This is a genomic window from Brevibacterium sp. CSND-B09, from assembly GCF_052906525.1.
In genome coordinates, this window is the sequence record NZ_JBREGI010000001.1 from 230224 (window position 1) to 251508 (window position 21285).

A 21285-nucleotide genomic window follows, 5' to 3' on the forward strand; every position below is an offset into this window, starting at 1 on the left:
TCGATGGCGCACCACCCCAGCTTCACCGAACTGCCCACCGAGTTGCCCGTCACTCTCATCCTCGCCGATACCTCGGCCGAAGCGGCCTGGGCGCGGGATGACGATTCCGTGCTCACCGAGCAGGAACGCAACTATGCGAAGGAATTCGACGCCGAGGCGGCCGCCACCTGGTCTGCCGGCCGGGTCGTCCTCCGCCATGTGCTCGGAGCGCATCTGAGTCAGGACCCCGCCGCGATCGAGATCCGCCTCGACTCGGCGGGCAAACCACGTCACGACGAGTGCGAGTTCTCGGTCTCGAGGTCTCGTCGCCTCGTCCTCATCGCCGTCTCCGACGACCCGGTCGGACTCGACATCGAAGCGATCCCCGAGCGAGATGTCGCACTGGAGGCGATGCAGCTGCTCCATGAGAGAGAACGGGCAGAACTCGAAGCGCTTCCCGATGACGACTTCGCTGCCGGCTTCGTCCGTGTGTGGGCGCGCACCGAAGCTTTTCTCAAGGCGCTGAGCACGGGCCTGGCTCGCGATCCGGGTCTCGACTACATCGGCGCCGGACCGGAACCGAACTCACCGCATCCCGATGTCGACATCCACGATCTCGAGGCCGGTATTCCCGACGGCCATATCGCGGCCATCGCCTTCAACCGCTGAGCGCACGCCGTGCCGACGTCAGCTGCGCGCCGATCAAGGCCTACAGCAGATACGTGCCGGTAGACGGGCGCACAAGTGCGCCAACGCTTGATCGACGGAGAGCGGCGCGCAGGAACGCTTGATCGACGGAAAGCACCGTGCGGGAACGCTTCATCGGCGTAGGGCGGCGTGCGACAGCGGTCAGGGGTTCTGCGGCTCGTCTTCGCTGAACGACGGGCCGTTCTCGCCGGTCGTGAAGACCACGGCGATGCCCAACGAGCCCACTCCGACCAATCCGAAGAGGACCCAGGCGCCGGCAGGGTTGCTCGCAGCGGCGAGGATGAGGCCGACGACGACCGCGACGATGAGAAGCGCGTCGAAGACCATCGGGAACTTCAGGTAGCGTTTCTCCCCCTTGGTCACGGCATAGGAGATCTGGGTGGCAGCGCTGAGGAAGAGCAGCACCAGCGCGGTGACGACCAACCAGCGTGGGGCGAGGAAGAAGTCCTCGAGCCCGCCGATGAAGATGAAGCCGAGCACGGCCAGCAGCAGCTTGATGATGCCGTCGACTGCAAATCCGGAATTCCTCATGACTGAATCCTACTCAACAGGGACTTCACCGCCCCCAAGGCCTCCCGCAGCGCAGGGGCCTCGACGTTCGAATGGGCGATGACCAGACCGTGTCGAATCTCGTCGCCACCGGTCCAGCCGCGAGCCAACGAGGCGACGAGGATGCCGCGCTCGGCTAGCTCCCTCAGGAGGCTTTCGGCCTGGGCCTGAGACGTTTCGATGACGAGGGTGCGTCCCTCGTGGACGAGACCGGGGATCGGGCCGATCTCGGATACGACATCCTCGGCGGCCCGGAGTCGCCGCCGTCCCCGGGAGATGCGGCGACGCAGCCCACCGGAGCCGAGGTAGGAGGCGATGGCCATCTGCAGAATCGGCGAGTAGGCCGGCCCGAGTGCCGCGCGCAGGCTCATGAGCTCCTCCGAGATCGGTCCGCGAGCGATGACGTATCCGGTCGATACGGCCGAGGTCAGCAGGGCAGAGAAGGTGCCGATGTGGACGACCTGCGCGCTGCTGCCGGTCGATGATGCGAGGTCGAAGAGGGTCGGCAGCACTGTGCGGGTGAAGCGGGCCTCACTGTCGTAGTCGTCCTCGACGATGAGGACGTTTCCTCGAGCTGCCCAGTCCAGCAGGCGGGCACGCTGGTCGACCGGCATCGGTGTTCCGTGCGGGAACTGGTGATTCGGTGTCACGACGGCCGCAGCCACATCGGCCCGTGCCGGCGAGGAGCCGACCAAGTCCAGAGGCACAAGCTGCTGGTCGGTCATCGCCTGGCGCAGACCCGGGAAACCGGGATTCTCCACGGCGATGGATCCGGAGACGCCGAGGCTCAGCAGCAGGCGCAGACCATCGCGAGACCCGCTGGTGAGGATGATCTCGTCGGGGTCGACGGCCATCCCACGAGTCAGCCGCAGATAGTCGGCGATCGCCCACCGGGCACGGGGCTGGCCCAAGGGGTCGATCGGGCCCGGGTCGAGGTCGAGTGATTCCCTCCAGGCCCGACGAAAGGCCGGTTCGCGCAGAGGATCGTCACCGCCGAACCCCGGGCGCAGGTCGACATAGTTGCGCAGGCGCCGCCTCGGCGAGTCCGGAACTCGGCGCTTGGGACGCACCGTCGTCGAGGCGGCGGGCAGGTCGGGATTGATCCGCGTGGCCGAACGCTCGGCGGCGATGAGGAATCCTTCCACGGCAAGCTGCGCATAGGCGGTCTCCACACTGCCGCGAGAGATTCCGAGATGCTTGGCCAACCGACGGCTCGAAGGCACAGCATCCCCCGGCCGCAGAGTCCCCTCCGAAATCAGACGACGCAGCTCCTGAGTGAGCTGATCCGGCAGCGGAGTCGACAGACCTTTGTCGACGTTCACCGGCAGAGCGATGCCCTCGGCCTGAGTGCCGTTCGGTGACTTCGTGACCATGAGTCGATCATAGAGCGATCACGTCTATCTGGCCTAAAATACTTGCATATTACTGGCTCTCTCAATGAGCCACTCATCGGTTTAGGCTGGTCGAGAACGGCCGTTCACCCCGAAGAACCACGATCCCTCCGACCTCCGGCAGCAGACAGAGATCCCTCTGTTCTGTTCCCCGTGGCGACCCGGATCGACTCCGCGACAGTGAATGGATCTACACCACAATGACCGAAACACAGACCCTGCTCAACACCGGACTGGCTCAGATGCTCAAGGGCGGCGTCATCATGGACGTCGTCAACGAAGAGCAGGCACGCATCGCCGAGGCGGCCGGCGCTTCCGCAGTCATGGCCCTCGAACGCGTCCCTGCCGACATCCGCGCACAGGGTGGAGTCGCCCGGATGAGCGACCCCGACCTCATCGACTCGATCATCAGCGCCGTGTCTATCCCGGTGATGGCCAAGGCCCGCATCGGCCATTTCGTCGAGGCCCAGATCCTCGAGACCCTCGGTGTCGACTACATCGACGAATCGGAGGTCCTCTCCCCCGCCGACTACGTCAACCACATCGACAAGTCCGTCTTCAAGGTGCCGTTCGTCTGTGGTGCGACCAACCTCGGTGAGGCTCTGCGCCGTATCCAAGAGGGCGCATCGATGATCCGCTCGAAAGGCGAGGCAGGAACCGGCGACGTCTCCGAGGCGATGCGCCACCTGCGGACCATCAACTCCGAGATCCGTGCACTGGGAGCGAAGAGCGAAGACGAGCTCTACGTCGCGGCCAAGGAGATCGCCGCCCCGTACCACCTGGTCAAGCAGGTCGCCAGCCTCGGCCGTCTGCCCGTCGTGACCTTCGTCGCCGGCGGCATCGCCACCCCGGCAGACGCAGCGATGATGATGCAGCTCGGTGCCGACGGCGTCTTCGTCGGCTCCGGCATCTTCAAGTCCGGCAACCCGGAGGCCCGTGCGAAAGCCATCGTCGAGGCGACCACGCACTTCGATGACCCGCAGGCCGTGGCCGAGGCATCCCGCGGACTCGGCGATGCGATGGTCGGCATCAACGTCGCCGACGTCCCCGCACCGCACCGCCTGGCCGAGCGCGGCTGGTGAGAGTCGGCGTCCTCGCCCTCCAGGGAGCCTTCCGTGAGCACCTGCTCATGCTCGACTCCCTGGGGGTCGACACCCTCAAAGTCACCAGGTCCGAACACCTTACGGGCCTCGATGCGCTCGTTCTGCCCGGCGGTGAGTCCACTGCCATGGTGCGCATCGCCGCCGGCACGGATCTCTTCGCGACTCTGCGCGAACACATGGCCGGCGGTCTGCCGGTCTTCGGCACCTGTGCCGGACTCATTCTCTTGGCCGACCGGCTCAGCGACGATTCGCTGGGTGGGTATGACCGCCTCGGCGGGCTCGATATCATCGTTGCCCGCAACGCCTACGGTCGACAGCGCGAGTCCTTCACCGCCCCGCTGACCGTACGCGGACTGGACGAACCGGTCGAGGGCACATTCATTCGTGCCCCGCAGATCCTCGAGCTCGGGCCTGACACCGAGGTGCTCTCCCGTCACGACGACGTGCCCGTCCTCGTCCGGCAGGGCTCGGTCTGGGGTGCCAGCTTCCACCCGGAATTGGGCACCGACGGACGAATCCATGCAGAATTCCTCCACCACCTCGGTGCCGCTGTGTAAAGATTGACTCATGACTGAGCAGGCGTTGCAGACACTCAAAGACGGATACACCTTCGACGGCGAGACACTCGATCTTGGGGTCGCCCTGAACGGTGAAGAACCCTCGAAGGAGACCCCGATCTCCATCCCGTTGTCCATGCTCAATCGGCACGGCCTCGTCGCCGGTGCCACGGGAACCGGTAAGACCGTGACCCTGCAGGTGCTCGCCGAGCAGCTGTCACGGGCCGGAGTGCCGGTGTTCGCCTCTGACATCAAGGGCGATCTCTCGGGCATCGGCGCTGCCGGCGTCGAATCCGACAAGCTGCGCAAGCGCCTCGATGCCGCCGGTCAGGACTGGCAGTCGCGGTCCAATCCGACCGAGTTCTACACTCTCGGTGATTCGGGGCTCGGCACTCCCCTGCGAGCGACGGTGACCTCGTTCGGGCCGATTCTGCTGGCAAAGGTGCTCGAACTCAACGACACTCAGGAATCCGTCCTCTCTCTGGTCTTCCACTATGCCGATCAGGCAGGGTTGGCGCTGCTCGACCTCTCCGACCTCAAGGCCGTCCTCACCTTCCTCACTTCTGACGAGGGAAAGGCCGATCTCGAAGGCATCGGCGGGGCGTCGAAGGCCACCGTCGGCGTCATCCTGCGCAAGATCTCCGAACTCGCTGCCCAAGGCGGCGACGTGTTCTTCGGCGAACCGGAATTCGACACCGCTGATCTGCTGCGCACCGACGACAACGGTGCCGGAATCGTCTCTGTGCTCGAACTGCAGAAACTCAGTCAGTCGCCGGCCCTGTTCTCCACGTTCCTCATGTGGCTGCTGGCCGACCTGTTCCAGGACCTGCCGGAGGTCGGCGACCCGGACAAGCCCTCGCTTGTGTTCTTCTTCGACGAAGCCCACCTGCTCTTCGCCGGCGCGTCGAAGGCCTTCCTCCAGTCGGTGACGCAGACCGTGCGACTGATCCGCTCGAAGGGCGTCGGCATCTTCTTCGTCACTCAGACGCCGAAGGATGTTCCCGAAGATGTGCTCGCACAGTTGGGTTCGCGCATTCAGCACCAGCTGCGGGCACATACACCCAACGACGCGAAGGCTCTCAAAGCGACCGTGCAGACCTTCCCGAAGTCCGACTACGACCTCGAAGAGCTGCTCACCTCGCTCGGCATCGGCGAAGCCGTGGTCACCGTCATGGACCCCGATGGTGCTCCGGCCCCGGTGGCACCGACGCGAATGCGAGCCCCGGAGTCGAAGATGGGGCCGATGAGCGAGGACGAGATCAAAGCGGCTGTGGCGGAGTCGCCCCAGCATGAGAAGTACGGGACCGCGATCGACAACGAATCTGCCCGCGAGATCCTCACCAAGCGCCTCGAAGGCGGGTCAGAAGCTCACGCCGAGGAACGGAAGTCAGCTCCTGCCGATGCGCCCGCCGAGAGTCAGGGTCGCGACGCATCGGCGGACAAGATCGATTTCCCGGAGGAGTCCGGCGGCTCCGGGAAGAAGTCGGCGAAGAAGGACGACGAGAACCTGTTATCCCAGGTCGTGAAGTCCTCGGCGTTCAAGCAGTTCACAAGGACCGCGGCACGCGAGATCGCACGCGGAATCTTCGGTACCTCACGACGCCGGCGCTGATACCCGCAGTGTCTTCTCACCGGCGTTCACCCGCAGCTCCAGGCAGTCGCCGATGAGGTCGCCGTCGAGTTGTGCCGGTACCGGTGACTCGACGGTGACCGTCACCTCGGTCGTACGGCGATAGTTCATGAGCGGGTGGGCCTCCGGTCTGCCCTGCAGGCATGCCGCGGCGATTCCTGCCCAGGCTCGGCACCGCGCCATGGGTGAGTGCGGAAACGGGCCGACGGTGAGCACGGAGAAGGCCGGAGCATCGATGTGCGCTTCGGGGAACACGGCTATGGGACCGGCAGGACGGGCCACCTTCGACGCCATCACCGACCACACCGGCGCCGAGGCGGTTCGCTCCCACATACTTGCGGTGTCCCACGTGCTCGCGATGAAATCTGCGGCGAAGAGGGCCTGCGCGGCTCCCCAGGCGTAGCCGAGCAGCCCGAGCGAGACATGGTGGTGGGCGACGGCCCGGGCGTCTCCCCCGATTCCTGCGAGACTGATGAACTCGGTGCGATGTCGAGCGCCGTCGGCCGTCTGGTACTCCGCAGTATTGATCGGAACGTTCCGGAGGTTCGGCGGATAGCCGTCACGGATGATCGAGGCGATCGTGCGCTTGCAATGGTCAATGGCGTGCCGGGAGGATCGGAGGCCGATATGGCGGCTGAGCACGTTCGCGGTCCCGGTCGGGACGAGGAACGTCAGGATGTCCGCCTCGGCGAGTACCGGCGCTGTCGCTCGGATGGTGCCGTCGCCACCGAGGATGATGACGATGTCAGCGCCCCATTTGACGAGCTGTTCGGCTTGCCGACGACCGGAACGGTCGACGCTGGTGGTCATGCTTCGGTAGTGCGCGCCGGTATTGCGCAGTTCCGGCACGAGCTCGGCATACGCCCGCAGGGTCGCCGGGTGTTTGGGATTGAGGATGATCCCGACGGCAGTTCGGCCCGCAGGCGATGCCGGTCGGTCGCCTTCACCCACACGGCTGGCCCACTGTGTGCGTGTCATGTGGCGATCGTCCACCGTCGGTCGTCTCTGCGTGCTCAGACGAAGGCCGGGTGGGTTGCACTCACCGATTCGACGGCCTCGAGGTCAACCTTCTCCCCTGGGAAGGTGTCGACGCGGACCCGCGGACCGGTCTTGAGGGGTGATCGTTTCCAGGTCGCGCGTGCGCGGGTGCCGGTCACCACCGTGTTCTTGAACATTCCGTTGCCTCCGGGCACAACGAGTCTCTCATTCGCAGGGTCGAGTGTGGCGCTGCGGTCCTTGTACCCGAGGATGATCTCGTCGAATCCCGGCAGCAGCATGGTCTCCTGCGCCGCCGTCTCCCATTCGGCCAGTCGGTCCTCCAGATCCGGTGCGTGAGCGTAGTCGGTGCCGTCGATGTCGGTGCTCACGATCTCTCCGGCATCGATTCCGGCGCGGATGGCCTTTCTCATTCTCGTCTTCGGCAGTCCCGTCCACCGTGTCGCGTCATCGACTGTGACCGGTCCGTGACTGGTGACGAAGCGTCTCATCCATTCGTGGTCGGCCGCCTCGGTGTCCAGCTCTGTAGGTGTGGGCACCCAATCGGCGGTGAGCACGTATTTCATGTCATCTTTGCCCTCGATCACGGGGGCTTGGACGATGATGTTCTGCAGCGCCAAGGAAGTGATGAGGTAACGGGCGTGGCCGTATTCGTCTCCGGCACCGATGGGAGCGAACGCTTCGAGCAGCTCTTCGCGCGTCAGCGGTCCCCGGTCCCGGATGGCCGCTGTGGCGAGTTCCGCTGCAGTATCGAGCATCGCGTCGGTGATGCCGAAATACTCGCGCCGCTTGGCCGTGGATTTCATGATCCGTGCCCCGGTGAGGCCGAGGATCCACCCGATGTCCTTGGCCGTGGTCAGATGGATGGTGCCGCGCTGGGTCCAGGATCGCACGATCTCTCCGGAATCGATGGCGGCACGGACCGCGGCCACACCGTCAGTGACATCCGGTCCTAGGCGCAGGGCGATGGAGATCAGTGCACCGCCGAGAGCTTGGGCTTGGACACAGCCGAGATGCTCGACGACTGCGCCGGCGGTTGAGAGGTCGGTTCCTGTCGGTGACTCGGGTGGAGGTCCGATGAGTCCCTGCGAGATCAGACGGGCTGCCGAGATCTGATGTGCGTCCATGGTCCAACGGTAGTGCACGCCGGTGACATGGCGGTTGTGAAAAGACGACAGAGCTGGGATCGTAGACGGCGATCGTACAGTTGACCGTTCAGCCCATGATGTCGATGAGTCCGGGCACCCGCACCCGCGGCAGTGTGCCCGAGGAGGCGAATTCGCCCCAGGTCCGGCGCAGCTCGGGACCGGCGATATCGGTGGTCGCACCGTAGTCGAGGAAGGAATCGTGCCAGATATCGCCGGGGAAGATCAGCGGCAGATCTCCGGAGTGGGCCGCGTCGAAGAAGCTCCTGTCTCCGCGGGAGACGATGAGCAGGCGGGCTCCTTGACCGCCGGACATCCGGTGGCGGTCGTAGAATTCGCGTCCGGCCCGGGTATAGACCGCCGACGTGATTCCGGAGATGAGGGATTCGAGCATCGGCGAGGTCAGGGTGCGGTCGTGGAGGCGACGCAGTGCGGGAACGAAACCGGCGAAGAACGCCATCTCCCGTTCCGTGCGAGTCATGAGCACGTCGAATTTCGAAGCGACTTCGGCCCAGGCCTCGGCTGCCTTCGAGCGCGATGGCAGAGGGTACTGGCCGTAGCGGACTCCGAAGCACATTCCGGCATGCAGACCCCCGACGAGGGCGGCCTTGTGCACTTCTTCCTGCGCTCGGAGGATGCCGTCGACGCTGGCTTCAGGGTCGATCTTCGCAGCGACTTTCCCCATTGCCCAGTTCATTGCGTCGGTGCCGCCGGCGAGCCCCAGGGGTGCTGAGGCCATGAGCACACGATGGAAGAGTCCTTCGGTGCCTTCGGCGATCATGAGGTGGGCGCAGGCGTCTGCTCCGGCGCTTTGCCCGGCGATCGTGACGTTGTCCGGGTTGCCGCCGAAAGTGGAGATGTTCGTCTGCACCCAGCGCAGGGCGGAGATCTGGTCGAGCACTCCGAGGTTGAGGTGTTCGTCTCGGCCGGTTCCGAGATATCCGAGCACTCCGAGGCGGTAGGTCACGGAGACGACGATGATGTTCTGCTCGGCGGCCAGGGCGTGCGGATCGTAGATCTCCGCGTCCCCGGCCCCGGCGACGTAGGCTCCGCCGTGGATCCAGACGAGGACGGGAAGCCCCGCCTCGGTGATGGTGTCCTTCGGCATAGTCACGCTCACGCGCAGACAGTCTTCGCTGATGGGCAGCCCGCCGAGCTGGTCGAAGGTCATTCCGGCATTCGGGTCGCGGCGCAGCTGCGGGCTTGCCGGGCCCGGTCGACCGCCGTCGATGAAGTCCACCGGAGGTTCATCGACGGGAGGGAGGAAACGACCTGCACGGGCGTAGCGGATGCCCCGTGCGCGGATCACGTCGTCGTTGACGTAGGCGCGCACGCGTCCGCACGGGGCGGCGATGTCCCGTGTCTCCTCCATTTGGTCAGCTTACTTGCTGGGTTCGACCGGGGGTTCGGCCGACCAGGGGAAGACGATCCACTGATCGGTGCGCTTCCACACGAAGTCCGGGTCGATGATCGATGCGGACTTCGCGTAGATGACGGCCGACTGGGCTTCCGCACCGTGTTTGCGCAGCAGTTCGAGGACGAGGGCGAGGGTGCGGCCGGAGTCGGCGACGTCATCTACGACGAGCAGCTTCTTGCCCTTGATCGCTTCGATGTCGAGCATCGGGGCGAGCAGGATGGGGTCGGGCAGGGTCTCGTGGACGTCGGTGTAGAACTCGACGTTGATGGCGTCGGAAAGCTTGAGTCCGAGCGCGTAGGCGAGTGCTCCGGCGGGCAGCAGTCCACCGCGGGCTACGGCGATGACGATCTCGGGATCGTAGTCGGAATCCGCGATGGTCTGCGCCATCTCACGCGCCGATCGGCCGAACATGTCCCAGCTGAGAATCTCTTTTTCGTCGAGATCGGTCGAATCGGCGTGATAGGCCATGGATGCTCCTCGTGTCTGCCCGTTTGTGGTTCGAGCTTCAAGGATACGCTGTCGCCGGTTCAGCGCAGAAATACCTCGAGTCCGGCTATCTCCTGCGCCTGCGAACCGGTATGGGTCGGCGGGTTCGGGTTGACCCAGTACTCCCCCGTGTGGGCATTGCGTTCGAGCAGGCGGTAGTCGATGAGTTCGCGACGCAGCAGGGCGAAGTCCGGATGGAAATCCCCGAGGATGCCGTTGAGTCGTTTCTCGGCGTAGACCTGGTCCGGGTCGAGGGCGGCGAGGACTTCGATGAGGACGAGCACGAGGGCGCGTCGTTTCGTCGGAATGGCGACGATGTGGCCGTCCGGCATGAACGTTTTCAGTGTCTTCGCCCGAAACCGTGCGATCTCCGGGGCGATGACGGATTCGCTGCGGGAATCACTGTTGGATCCTGAACCCTGGTTCGCGGCGACCAGCGCGGTGCGGGCCGTGGTGTAGTTCTCACCGGTTTCGGTCATCCGCGTGCGAACGAGCTTCTTGAAATCCTTGTCCTTGGTCATGGTGTCACTTCCTCAAACGACCAAGTCTCCCCCAGCACGAAACCTGGTCAGGAAATCACCGTGCCGGTTTCGTCCGAGGATTCTCTCCCCTTCGCCATGCGGTCGGTGTGCTGGGAACACGACCTCGGCTGGGCGTTGGATGCGCCGAACACCAGTATAGACACAGTGGTCGGCGTTCGAAGCCGTTGCCGGTTGTCAGCTCTCGAGCGCTTCGAGGTACATCCACCGCCCGGCACGGCGGACGAAGGAGGAGTTCTCTTCGAGGACATGATCGCCGAGGTGGTCCCGGAATCGCGCACGGAACTGCACGGTGCCGGTGACATCGTCGAATCCCCCGCCCGTGGTGGACACGATTTCGAGGCCGAGCCACGTGGTGGCGTCATCGACGCCGACATCGTCGGGTCGGGTCTTGGCATGCCAGGTGCGGAAGAGGTGGTCTTCGTTGCCGCGGACGAAGGCGGTGTAGCGGGAGCGCATCAGCGCCTCGGCGGTGGTGGGCCAGGAATCACCGTCGAGGGCGGGGCGGCAGCAGTCGTCGTAGGCGGTGCCGGGAGGCATTCCGGAGCAGGGGCAGATCATCAGTCGATGATATCGGCAGTGGACAGCCGTAGGCGGCGTGCGAAGATGGAGTCATGACTTCACTGTTCCTGTCTGGAGATCCGAAGGCCGATGCACTCTTGGCCGAAGACCGCTTCGCTCTGCTTGTCGGGATGCTGCTCGACCAGCAGGTGACCATGGAGAGCGCCTTCGCTGGGCCGGCCAAGCTGGCCGACCGGCTCGGCAAGCTCGATATCGACGAGATCGCCGAGATGAACCCGGACGATTTCCTCGACATCTTCGCGCAGACTCCCGCGGTCCACCGGTTCCCGAAGTCGATGGCTGGACGGGTGCAGAAGCTGGCCGCGGCCATTGTCGACGAATACGACGGCAACCCCGAGGCTATCTGGACTGAGGGCGACCCCAGCGGCGCCGAGGTCCTCAAACGACTGAAGAAACTCCCCGGTTTCGGTGATCAGAAGGCCAAGATCTTCCTGGCGCTGCTCGGCAAGCAGTTCGAACTCCAGGCCGAGGGCTGGCAAGAGGCTGCCGGCGACTACGGTGACGCGGACGCCCGTCGTTCGATCGCCGACGTCGTCGATGACGTCACTCTGCAAGAGGTGCGTGCTTTCAAGAAGCAGCAGAAGGCTGCGGCCAAGGCGGCGAAGGCCGCGAACAAGTAACCGCAGTCGCCGAAAGGTCGGTGCTTCCACGCACTCGGGCGTGAGTTATCCACAGATTCGACTTCGCCTGTTCTAAAAAGCGTGCCTGTCGAATAATGTAGGGAATCCGGGTGTCGGCCGACGGGGTCGCGCCGCAGTTGCAGACCACAGAGGCGTGGAATGAGAACTGGATCGTCCCGACCGTATCGTCGAGCTTCCCAAATATTCGTTGCCGTTTTTTCCGCGCTGAGTATGGTCTCGGTTGTCGGCTGTGCCGATAATTCTCCGGTAGCCGCACCGACGTCGACCCTGCCCGCGCAGCAGCCCGACGGAGGGTCGACCGATAATCCCGCCGAGGTGGCCATCCCCGACTACGAAACCGACCTTGACCTCGACAAAGAGGAAAAGAAGGCCGTCGAGGGCGCGCTGGTTGCGTTCGTCGGATACATCGACACAATCAACCGGGTATTTTCTTCAGGCGGGAAAGACTTAAACGATATTGAGAATTACGCCGCCGCCGATTCTCTGGAATCACTGCGCCAGAGCGCCAGCGATCTAGAAAGAGACAGCCAGTATATGGCGGGAGAGTACGACTACTACAACATTCGAGTTCCGGATGTTGGCATAGATTCGAACTCGCCAGACAAACACACGGTCAAAATTCTCTTCTGTTCACACGACTCAAAACACGCTGTCGTCGACAATGGCGATTCGATGCCGAACCAGCCGAAGACGAGTCTTACGATCCTACAAACAGCCAGCAAGCACAGTGGCAAATGGAAGATATCCAACCAGGAACTCTGGAGCAAGAAGTGCGAGTAAGTTTGCACCTGTTTGTCGTGAGTTTGTTTGTAATATCCGCCTGTACGCTCCTAGCTCAACCTGCACCTGCTGACAGCGGACCCGCTTGCAACTCACTCCAAGAGCGCGAGTGCAGTGTTGTAAAACCCCCGGTTCCCCAACCGCCTCCGGGCGGAGGGGGATCTGACGGCGGCGGAGGCTCCGGAGGTGGCGGCTCTGGTGGAGGAGGCAACGGCGGCGGTGGTTCCGGAGGCGGAGGTGGCGCCGGCGGCGGCGGTCAGCCTGACTGCCCGACTGAAGACGTCGGCTATCTGTGCGTAAGTGAACCCGGCCCCGGTGGCGGAGGGGGCGGTGGCGGCGGCGCTCCGGCTCGGCCCGATCCCCCGACCCACATCCCGGAATCGCAGTTCCAGAATTTCGACATACCGGCTCCCACAATCTATGCCTGGCCGAAGGATTGGGCTGTCGTCGGCAAACCGGCGGCCTTCTGGACGGACATCGACGTCAGTTATATCGACATGACCCTGCTGACCTATGCGGTCAAGGTCAAAGTCACCCCAGAGCGCTTCAATTGGGACTTCGGAGACGGCTCGGGCACGACCACTAATACGAAAGGTACGAAGCCCCTGCCCGGCGGCACACCCCAGATCGGACACGAATACCAAAAATCCGGCAAGGTATCCGCGTCGATGACCGCGACATTCAGCGGAGAATTCTCGGTCGACGGCGGGCCCTGGCTCCCTATCGACGGATTCGCTCACGTCTCCAGCAACGACATCGGCATCGAGGTCTACCGCTACCACCGCTACCTTGTCGACGAAGACTGCTATTCCAATCCCCGCGGGCCGGACTGTGCCCAATCTGCCCGATGACGCCGTGACGTTCTTATTCGGAAAGGCTCGGCCCATCGCCCGGCCATGATCAGTGAGCCCTTGACTAGAGAAACCTGAAACAATGGCCCCATGGTGTGCCGAATCAACGAGCTCCTGATCGACTCTCATTGGCCTATCGTCATCATCGGCGCGGGCCAAGCCGGACTGTCCGCAGCACATTACCTGTGGCGCGACGGCCTCGCACCGGGCAAAGACTTCATCATCCTCGATGCCGGAGACGGCCCCGGTGGTGCCTGGCGAGAACGGTGGGACTCATTGACCCTGGGCACCACCAACCACATCTCCGACCTGCCTGGGTTTCCTCTCGGACGTCCCGACCCGAACGTCCCTGCCTCCGAGATCGTCTCCGACTACTACTCCCGGTTCGAACGCGAACTCGAACTCTGCGTCATCCGGCCGGCTGAAGTGGACACCGTCCGGTCCGAAGAACCCGGACAGGGACGATTCACCATCACAGCCACCGTCGACGGTGAACACGTGACGCTCTCCAGCGACTACCTCATCAACGCAACCGGCACGTGGACCCAGCCTTACGTCCCCTTCGTCCCCGGCATCGCGGAGTTCGAGGGCCACCAGCTGCATACCGTGAACTTCCGTGACGTCGAAGACTTCCGGGGACTGCGCACGCTCGTGGTCGGCGGCGGAATCTCCGCCACGCAGTTTCTCCTCGAACTCGCCGAAGTGACCGACACTCTTTGGGCCACACGCCGTCCCCCGAACTTCACGTCCAGGGACTTCGACGGCCAATGGGGACTTGAGGTCGAACGAGCCGTTCGCGAACGAACTCTGTCCGGTCTGGCCCCAGCCAGCGTCGTCCGCACGACTGGCCTGCCGATCCGCAGAGAGTTCCGGGAAGGAATCGACTCGGGAGTTCTGGTGTCTCGAGGCATGTTCGACCGCATCCTTCCCCACGGCGTCCACTTCCCCGGACTCGGCGACACCGAGCTTCCGACCACGTCGGAAGGCTTGGGTCCTTCGGCCAGCGACTACCTGGCGGTGCCCGAATCATGGGCGCCGTTCGACGAACCCCATGTCGAAGAGGTCGACGTGATCTTCTGGAACACCGGGTTCCGAGCAGCACTCAAACACCTTGCACCGCTGCGCCTGCGCACACCTGATGGCGGAATCTCCATGGAAACCGAGGTCGCGGTCAAAGACGATCCACGGCTGTTCCTCGTCGGCTACGGATCAGCCAGTTCCACGGTCGGCGCGACCAGGGCCGGGAGGATAGCGGCTCGAGAACTGCTCAAACGCATGTCTGGCAGTCGGCAGCCTCAGCGCAGGTCTGGGGCTTTGAGCACCTGATCGCCAAAGCGAACCGTCGGCAGCATCTGTCGGAACTGGTCTTGAGCCTCTGTGTCATCGGCTTGCGCAAGCATGTCGACGCTGACCTTGAAGAGTCGACCGTCGACAGATATTCCGGCAACTGCACCGAACATCACGGAGTCCTCTTTGTCGACAGCTCGCATGTCATCGGGTGCCAAGGTGCCGTGGAAGACCCAGTACTCTCCACCGCTGAGTGATCCGGTGGCCTCACTGGTCATGGACGATCCCGACGTGCTGAACATCCTCTCCCGCGCCTTGTCCACCAATTCTTGAGGTGACGACTCGTCGTCATCAATGCAGTTGACAGTGATGATCGCGCCAGAATCAGCTTCGTAGAGCCGATAGCCGTCGTAGCCGGACCCATCTGCCCAGTCGGCGCCCAAGGCCAAACTGACTTCGACGGGACATTGTCCGCCCAGGTCGACAGTGGACTCGCTCATCCCGTTGGGAATCGTCGGGCCGGTTGCGGTCGGCGAAGGCGACTGTCCGTCGCCGATTCCCACATTCGCCGGTTTGGATCCCGCATCTTCGGAGCTGCTGACCTTGAACGCCGAACATCCGCTGAGAGTCAGGCCCAGGGCCAGCGTCACCGCTACGAGTGGTCTGTTCATCATTGTCTGCCTTCACTCGATCGGTGGGGTCCTCCACATCGTACCCAATCATCTGGTCGTCCCTGGTCTCTGGCGCAAGCGTCAACTGCCGCCTAGCCTGGACTCATGACTGAGATCCCGCTTTTCGATGACTCCGATATCAACCGTGTGCTCTGCGTGGTCGCCCACCCTGACGATATGGAATACGGGGGTTCGGCAGCCGTGTCGAAATGGACCGATGAGGGCAAAGAAGTCGCCTATCTTCTGCTCACCCGAGGGGAAGCAGGAATCCGGGACATGAGCCCGGAGGAAGTGGCACCGCTGCGCGCCGAGGAACAGCGTCGGGCGTGCAATATCGTCGGCGTCGACGATCTGGAGATCCTCGACTTCCCGGATGGTCTGCTGGAACCCACGCACGAGTTGCGTCGGGCAATCGCACGGAAGATCCGCGAGTTCCGCCCGAATGCGGTTGTCGTGACGACCTTCGACCTCCAGGTGCAATGGGGGCTCAATCATGTCGACCATCGCCATGCCGGCGTTGCCACCGTCGATGCAATTCGCGATGCGGACAATCCCTGGGTCTTCACCGATCTCAAGGATGAGGGACTGGAAGCGTGGAAGGCTGATCGGCTGCTCATCAATGGTGCCCAGCCCACTCACGCCGTGGCGCTCACTGCTGCGCACGTCGACCGTGGTGTGCGATCGCTTGAGGCGCACAAGGTCTATTTGGACGCCCTCAGCGATCATCCGGCGCCGAAGGATATGATCCCCGGCATTACCACGAGCGGTGGAGAACTCGCCGGCGTCGACTACGCCCTGCCGATCACAGTCGTCGATATGTGAGCACTTCGCCAATTGCTCCTTGTCAGCAGCCGGTGCTCCGAACCACTTCGACCGGCACGCTGCTGATAGAGAACAACCGGGTGGGACGCGTGTGCGTCCCACCCGGTTCGTATTTCACGAGTCAAACCTTCGACTCGCGGGAGAAGATCAGGCTTCCAGAGCTGCGATTGCCGAGTCGTAGTCGGGTTCGGTGGTGATCTCGTCAACGAGCTGCGTGTACGTCACGGTGCCCTTCTCGTCGAGGACGACAACGGATCGGGCGAGCAGACCAGCGAGCGGACCGTCGACCATGGTCACACCGAAATCCTTGCCGAACGAGCTGCGGAATCCCGACGCCGTCACGACGTTCTCGATGCCTTCAGCGCCGCAGAAGCGAGCCTGGGCGAACGGAAGGTCGTTGGACACGCAGAGAACAGTGGTGTTCTCCAGGCCGGAGGCGAGTTCGTTGAACTTGCGCACCGAGGCGGCGCACACTCCCGTATCGAGGCTGGGGAAGATGTTGAGCACGACACGCTTGCCCGAGTTGTCCTGTGAGTTCACATCACCGAGGTCGGCGCCGACGAGGCTGAATGCCGGGGCTTGTTCGCCCTTGGCGGGCAGTTCGCCGACGGTCTTGACCGGAGATCCCTGAAATGCTGTGTTGGCCATGCTTGACTCTCTCCTTCTTCAGAGCTGACTGCTGTCACCCTCACTCTACGTGAGACGGCTCCGAGGGGAACACGACGAACATGGACCGGACTTTCGCCGGCCCTCGGATTGATGAATCCCACAGATGGCCGACAGCCGCTCAGCGACGACGGCGGCGTGAGACGACCACGAGTGCCGAACCGAGTGCGATGATCGCAGCAGCGAGGCCGATGCTTGTGGCAAGCTCGAGGCCTGTCCGCGGCAGGTCGGCCCCGCCACCTGCACCGGTTGCCGAACCGTCAGCTTCACGGCCGTCGGCGTCGCCGCCGTCAGAATTGCCGTCCAATGCACTGTTCGTCGAGCCGTCGTTCTCGGATGTTGCTTCTCCGGCATTGTCCTCCCCGTCAGCGCTTCCGGAGCTCCCGGAACCCGCGCCGTCGGAGGCTCCAGCGGCATCGGACTCGGCTCCGGCGGACGCATTCGAGCCTGCCTCGGCAGTGGCTTCGCCGGAACTGTCGGAATCCACGCTGTCACCGGAATCGTCATCGTCTCCGCCTGGTGCACGGCTGCTGGTGACGACTTGCCAGTTCTCGTCGAAGAAATCGTCGGGGTCGACGATCTGCTTCTCCTCCGCCCAGTCGATGAGTGCCTGACGCACCTCGACCTGTTCGTTGTAAACCTCTTTGAGTCCGTCGACCGGGTAGCCACCTCCACCGGACTGACGATAGTTGTTGATGGCGAGGATGAACCGGTCATCGTCTCCGATTTCGCTGCCGTCGGCCAGCGTGAGGTTCTCGATCCTCTCCCCGGTCGGTTTGGAGACATTGATGTCGTAGTCGATTCCGGCAAGCGCATCGTAGTTGTAGTCCGGGATCGGAGATTCCGAGACTTCGTCGATCGCGTTCGTGCCGTCCACCGGGTCGAATTCGGCGCCTTCCTCGGTCTGCTTGAAATAGCGTGCCGAGAATTCGAGGTAGTCGCGCAGTTGAGCACCGTTGATCTCGACACCGGCAAGAGTGTTGTCGTAGACGTAGAGTCCTGCCACATCTCGGATCGTGATGTCGCCCGCCGGGAACTCTGCGGTGCGGCTGAAGGGTGATGCCTGCGAGATCACGGGAAGATCGGCATAGTCCGTTCCCTTCAGTCCTTCTTCAACCGTCTCGGTTTGGACATGGGAGATGAAGTCGAGGATGGCCGTGTCTTCGTAGTAGGAGGTCTTCGCCGACAGTGTTTCGGTGACCGATCCGATCTTCGTGTTCACGTAGTCGATCGTGGTCTGGTGCTGCTCATCGACAAGGTCATTGATCTCCTGGTCCTCAGCGACCTCCCCTTGTGTGGCAAGAGCGTCTGCGTGCGGCTCGGTCTCGCCCCAGTCCACGTGGTGGGTGTCAAGATTGATCGGCAGTCCCACCTCGGATACCGATCGCGCCCAATAGTTCGGTTGGGTGATGAGCACTTGGGTGCCGTCGTCACGGGTCACGACCTGACTGGGTTCGTTCTGATGAGTATGGCCGGCGACGAGGACATCAACTCCTGGCACTTTCGCTACCGAGGTGCTGACGTTCTCCTGCAGCTGGTCCGGATCCCAGCTCTGTCCCTTCGGATCTTTGCCAGAGTGGGACAGTACGACGATGACGTCTGCGCCCTTCTGTTTCATCTCGGGCACATACTTCTGTGCCGTCTCGACCGGATCGTCGAAGTGCACCTTCCCGGACAGGTTGTTCTTGTCCCAGATGCGGCTGCCGGGTGTGGTCACGCCGAGAACGCCGACGGTGATCGTCTCACCATCGACCTGCTTCTCCACCATCGCGTACGGGTCCAAATGGGTCTGTCCGTCGGCATCTGCGATGACATTGGCTCCGACCAGCGGAAAGTCGACCTGGTCGCGGTAGGTAGCCAGCAGATCGAGGCCATAGTTGAATTCGTGGTTGCCGACGACCTGTGCGTCGTATTCCAGGTGGTTAAAGGTCTTGGCCAATGGGTGGGTTTGGCCACTCGTCGTGATCGGTTCCTGTTTGGCGAAGTAGTAGGCCAAGGGATTGCCTTGGATGGTGTCGCCGTTGTCGACGAGGAGCACGGAATCGGCACCTTTGTCCTCACGCACTCCCTTGATGAGAGTCGAGGCTCGGGACATGCCCAGCTCCTCCCCTGCCGGGTAGGGCTTGTTCGCGAAATAGTCCCAATTGAGTACGTTGCCGTGAACGTCAGTCGTCGCCAACAGAGTCAGTTCTCCGGTTGTCGCCGCCTGAGAGTCGGCGGGGGCGTCGGCACTGCCGAGGCCAGTCGCGGAGGCGGCCGCGGGGCCGGTGACGATGAGAGCGAGGGCGAGTGTGGACGAGGTCAGGGTGCGCAGACGCATGAGTCTCCAGAGAACTGGTCAGAGAGGATGAAAGTGATCCAACTCTCTTACCCTAGTGGGCGCTGATCGTTTTCTGAATGGATCTTGAGAGAAATTTGCACAAACTCTCTTGCGTTCACGCTGTGGCGGAATCGGCTCTATCAGCCTCATCCTTCGCAGACGCAGATTTAGCCTCGACGATGATGAGGATGACGACGACGGCCGCGCCGAGGACCGCAAGCAGGATCGGACCGAGTACCGGATCGACGGGGGCCAGCAGGCCGCCCGCTCCGTGTTCTTCGCCGTCGGCGCCCACCTCTGCAGATGACTGCCACGGCCAGAGCGCGCGGAGGGAACCGAACATCAGTCCTGCCATGACGATGAGGGTCCACCACCGGTGGTTGTGCAGGAAGTATTTGAGAATGTTGACGAAGACCGCCAGGCCGAGGATCGCGCCGAGCATGAAGATTCCGAGGTACCCGAAATCGCGTGAGTCCACGGCCCGCAGAGTGGTCGAGTACATACCCACTGCCAGCAGGAAGAACGATCCGGACACTCCGGGCACGACGAGAGCGCAGATGGCGATAGAGGCGACGAAGAAGACGGCGATGAGCGGTGGATTCTCCACGTCTGCCCCACCTGCCAGACTCGTCATCCAGAATGCGAGAGCGGCGGCGACGATGAACGCCAGAACGCCGAGGAGCACGGGCTGTCGCGAGGAGCGTGCCGGCAACATCCTCAACGGCACCGCGATGCTGGCGGAGACCAGGCCGAAGAACAGACCCCGGGAGAGTTCGGGGTTGCTGGTGACGAAGCTTTCCATGACACCGGCGATGGTGAACACTGCCGCGGCCATGCCCAACAGAACGGGGATGACGAGGAACCAGTCGGTGCGCCGCAGTTCCGCCAGAGCCCCCGCCGCACGGTTCGGTCCTGTCACGAGAGTCTTCGCGGCCGAAACGACGTGAGATGCGGAGTCGATGAGCTGGTCGTAGACGCCGGTGACCAAGGCGATGGTTCCGCCGGAGACCCCGGGGACGAGTTCCGCGCTGCCGATGAGAAAGCCCCGGATCAGGTCGAGCGGGAGGAGTGCTTTGGATCTCTTCGGCGCAGCGGCGGTATCGGTCGGCGGGGTGTTCGTCATACTTTCCAGCCTATTAGATCCACCGGGCGCCGATGAGGTGCGACTCAGTCGCCGATCTCACCATCGATGTCTTCGCGGAGGATGTCCGCATGACCTGCGTGACGAGCGTACTCTTCGATGAGATGAATGAGGATCCATCGGACGTTGAACTTCTCTCCGTCACGGTCTCCTCGTTCGGTGAGCGTGTCGAGGTCGGCCACCTCGGTGAGGATTTCACGGGACTTCTCACAGGCCTGCTCGTGGTCCGCCAGGAGCTCGTCCGCGGTCATCCCTGACGCAGACTCGAAGTCCCAATCACGGTCGCTGTTCCAGTCGACGCTCGACCACGGCTCCCCCAGGTCCCGGCCCTGCAGCACTTCGACGAACCAGCTCTCCTCGACGAGCGTGAGATGGCGGAGGATGCCGCCGATCGTCAGAGACGATGAGGCCACGGTGTGGTCGAGCTGCTCGGGCGTCAGCCCATCGACCTTGCGTCTGACCACCTGTCGGAAGTACTCGACGAATTCTTCGAGCCCACGACGTTCGTTCGGGGAGTTGCTCGGATCGGTCAATGGCAGGGTCATGCTGAGCCTCTCTGATCATGCAGACGGCCTGATGTTCGAACCAGGTGTATGAGGCTCAGTCTAGTTTTCGCCGACCGATGTCGAAGAGATTTCCTTCGGGATCTTTCAGAGTCGTCCATTCGATCCCATATTCGTCGAAAGACGCGAGCTTATGTGCACCCAAGGAGACCGCGCGGTCGACGTCCGCCGGATAGTGCGGATCGTCGAGGTCGATGTGCAGCGGGTTCTTCCCCTCTGCCCGTTCGTCGACCTTGAGGAAAAGCATTCCCGGGGTCGGTGACTCGCTGTTGTGAACTCCCCCGATGCTCGCAACGAACTCGTTGGCGCCGGGATCGATGTCGGCACCGAGGAGGTCTGCCCAGAAGATCGATTGTGCTTCCACATCGAGGCAGTCGAAGGTGATGCTCAAAGATGCCAGCGACGCCATGAGCGCGGTCCTTTCGCAGTCGGATAGGTGTTGATCCGACTCTAGAGCACCC

23 protein-coding genes are annotated in these 21285 nt (G+C 63.1%); 9 read left to right on the forward strand and 14 right to left on the reverse strand.

Annotated elements, in window-relative coordinates; all coding sequences use genetic code 11:
* The first annotated feature begins 3 nt into the window (after positions 1–3).
* Entirely contained in the window at positions 4–648 is a 645-nt protein-coding gene (locus ACU4IU_RS01205) for a 4'-phosphopantetheinyl transferase family protein (protein WP_446655689.1), read from the forward strand.
* A gap of 180 nt (positions 649–828) precedes the next feature.
* Here the strand turns inward: ACU4IU_RS01205 and ACU4IU_RS01210 are convergent, their stop codons facing one another.
* Positions 829–1218, reverse strand: coding sequence for a hypothetical protein (locus ACU4IU_RS01210; protein ID WP_172169086.1), 390 nt, complete (start codon positions 1216–1218; stop codon positions 829–831).
* Positions 1215–2609: a MocR-like pyridoxine biosynthesis transcription factor PdxR gene (pdxR, locus tag ACU4IU_RS01215; RefSeq protein ID WP_172169083.1), complete on the reverse strand. Its 1395-nt coding sequence runs from the start codon at positions 2607–2609 to the stop codon at positions 1215–1217. The genes ACU4IU_RS01210 and pdxR overlap by 4 nt, the downstream gene beginning before the upstream one ends.
* A gap of 218 nt (positions 2610–2827) precedes the next feature.
* Here pdxR and pdxS point away from each other — a divergent pair, with 218 nt between their 5' ends.
* From pdxS to ACU4IU_RS01230, 3 genes are read left to right on the forward strand one after another with little or no spacing between them, the layout of a single operon-like run.
* A complete protein-coding gene (gene pdxS, locus ACU4IU_RS01220; protein ID WP_139466913.1) occupies positions 2828–3709 on the forward strand; it encodes a pyridoxal 5'-phosphate synthase lyase subunit PdxS in 882 nt (293 codons plus the stop codon).
* Complete coding sequence (gene pdxT, locus ACU4IU_RS01225; RefSeq protein WP_446655690.1) at positions 3706–4287, forward strand: pyridoxal 5'-phosphate synthase glutaminase subunit PdxT; 582 nt, start codon at positions 3706–3708, stop codon at positions 4285–4287. Before pdxS ends, pdxT begins: the two co-directional genes overlap by 4 nt.
* 10 nt (positions 4288–4297) lie before the next feature.
* The gene (locus tag ACU4IU_RS01230; RefSeq protein WP_446655691.1) at positions 4298–5899 is read left to right on the forward strand and encodes a helicase HerA-like domain-containing protein; all 1602 of its coding nucleotides are present in this window, start codon (positions 4298–4300) and stop codon (positions 5897–5899) included.
* Here the strand turns inward: ACU4IU_RS01230 and ACU4IU_RS01235 are convergent.
* From ACU4IU_RS01235 to ACU4IU_RS01260, 6 genes are all read right to left on the reverse strand, one after another.
* Positions 5882–6895, reverse strand: a complete 1014-nt coding sequence (locus tag ACU4IU_RS01235) for a diacylglycerol/lipid kinase family protein (RefSeq protein WP_446655692.1) — start codon at positions 6893–6895, stop codon at positions 5882–5884. The genes ACU4IU_RS01230 and ACU4IU_RS01235 overlap by 18 nt on opposite strands.
* Before the next feature lie 35 nt (positions 6896–6930).
* Entirely contained in the window at positions 6931–8040 is a 1110-nt protein-coding gene (locus ACU4IU_RS01240) for a winged helix DNA-binding domain-containing protein (protein WP_172169074.1), read from the reverse strand.
* A gap of 88 nt (positions 8041–8128) precedes the next feature.
* Positions 8129–9430, reverse strand: a complete 1302-nt coding sequence (locus ACU4IU_RS01245) for a carboxylesterase family protein (protein ID WP_446655693.1) — start codon at positions 9428–9430, stop codon at positions 8129–8131.
* A gap of 9 nt (positions 9431–9439) precedes the next feature.
* Positions 9440–9943, reverse strand: a complete 504-nt coding sequence (locus tag ACU4IU_RS01250) for a phosphoribosyltransferase (RefSeq protein WP_025778180.1) — start codon at positions 9941–9943, stop codon at positions 9440–9442.
* A gap of 59 nt (positions 9944–10002) precedes the next feature.
* Positions 10003–10482: a DUF2087 domain-containing protein gene (locus ACU4IU_RS01255; RefSeq protein ID WP_139466907.1), complete on the reverse strand. Its 480-nt coding sequence runs from the start codon at positions 10480–10482 to the stop codon at positions 10003–10005.
* 195 nt (positions 10483–10677) lie between these two features.
* Positions 10678–11061 (reverse strand): YchJ family protein, encoded by a 384-nt coding sequence (locus tag ACU4IU_RS01260; protein WP_248283830.1) that lies wholly within the window; start codon positions 11059–11061, stop codon positions 10678–10680.
* Positions 11062–11114: 53 nt separating this feature from the next.
* Between ACU4IU_RS01260 and ACU4IU_RS01265 the strand changes: the two genes are divergently transcribed.
* The 4 genes from ACU4IU_RS01265 (at position 11115) to ACU4IU_RS01280 (ending at position 14680) form a co-directional block, all read left to right on the forward strand.
* Positions 11115–11702 carry an HhH-GPD-type base excision DNA repair protein gene (locus ACU4IU_RS01265; RefSeq protein ID WP_139466906.1) on the forward strand — a complete coding sequence of 196 codons (588 nt, stop codon included), beginning with the start codon at positions 11115–11117 and terminating at the stop codon, positions 11700–11702.
* Positions 11703–11861: 159 nt separating this feature from the next.
* Positions 11862–12503: a hypothetical protein gene (locus ACU4IU_RS01270; protein ID WP_446655694.1), complete on the forward strand. Its 642-nt coding sequence runs from the start codon at positions 11862–11864 to the stop codon at positions 12501–12503.
* 497 nt (positions 12504–13000) lie between these two features.
* A complete protein-coding gene (locus tag ACU4IU_RS01275) occupies positions 13001–13354 on the forward strand; it encodes a hypothetical protein (protein WP_181270415.1) in 354 nt (117 codons plus the stop codon).
* A gap of 90 nt (positions 13355–13444) precedes the next feature.
* A complete protein-coding gene (locus tag ACU4IU_RS01280; RefSeq protein WP_181270414.1) occupies positions 13445–14680 on the forward strand; it encodes an NAD(P)-binding domain-containing protein in 1236 nt (411 codons plus the stop codon).
* Here ACU4IU_RS01280 and ACU4IU_RS01285 read toward each other — a convergent pair.
* Complete coding sequence (locus ACU4IU_RS01285) at positions 14650–15312, reverse strand: hypothetical protein (RefSeq protein WP_446655695.1); 663 nt, start codon at positions 15310–15312, stop codon at positions 14650–14652. The genes ACU4IU_RS01280 and ACU4IU_RS01285 overlap by 31 nt on opposite strands.
* 105 nt (positions 15313–15417) lie before the next feature.
* Between ACU4IU_RS01285 and ACU4IU_RS01290 the strand changes: the two genes are divergently transcribed.
* Positions 15418–16134: a PIG-L deacetylase family protein gene (locus tag ACU4IU_RS01290; protein ID WP_139466901.1), complete on the forward strand. Its 717-nt coding sequence runs from the start codon at positions 15418–15420 to the stop codon at positions 16132–16134.
* 147 nt (positions 16135–16281) lie between these two features.
* Here the strand turns inward: ACU4IU_RS01290 and tpx are convergent, their stop codons facing one another.
* From tpx to ACU4IU_RS01315, 5 genes are all read right to left on the reverse strand, one after another.
* Positions 16282–16782, reverse strand: coding sequence for a thiol peroxidase (tpx, locus tag ACU4IU_RS01295; protein ID WP_181270412.1), 501 nt, complete (start codon positions 16780–16782; stop codon positions 16282–16284).
* 139 nt (positions 16783–16921) lie between these two features.
* Positions 16922–19120, reverse strand: a complete 2199-nt coding sequence (locus ACU4IU_RS01300) for a bifunctional metallophosphatase/5'-nucleotidase (protein ID WP_181270411.1) — start codon at positions 19118–19120, stop codon at positions 16922–16924.
* Between the two features lie 115 nt (positions 19121–19235).
* On the reverse strand, positions 19236–20243 hold the full coding sequence (locus ACU4IU_RS01305; RefSeq protein ID WP_181270410.1) for a DUF368 domain-containing protein: 1008 nt from the start codon (positions 20241–20243) through the stop codon (positions 19236–19238).
* Positions 20244–20287: 44 nt separating this feature from the next.
* On the reverse strand, positions 20288–20806 hold the full coding sequence (locus ACU4IU_RS01310; RefSeq protein WP_139466897.1) for a DinB family protein: 519 nt from the start codon (positions 20804–20806) through the stop codon (positions 20288–20290).
* 55 nt (positions 20807–20861) lie between these two features.
* A complete protein-coding gene (locus ACU4IU_RS01315; protein WP_101544850.1) occupies positions 20862–21233 on the reverse strand; it encodes a VOC family protein in 372 nt (123 codons plus the stop codon).
* Between the last annotated feature and the right edge of the window lie 52 nt (positions 21234–21285).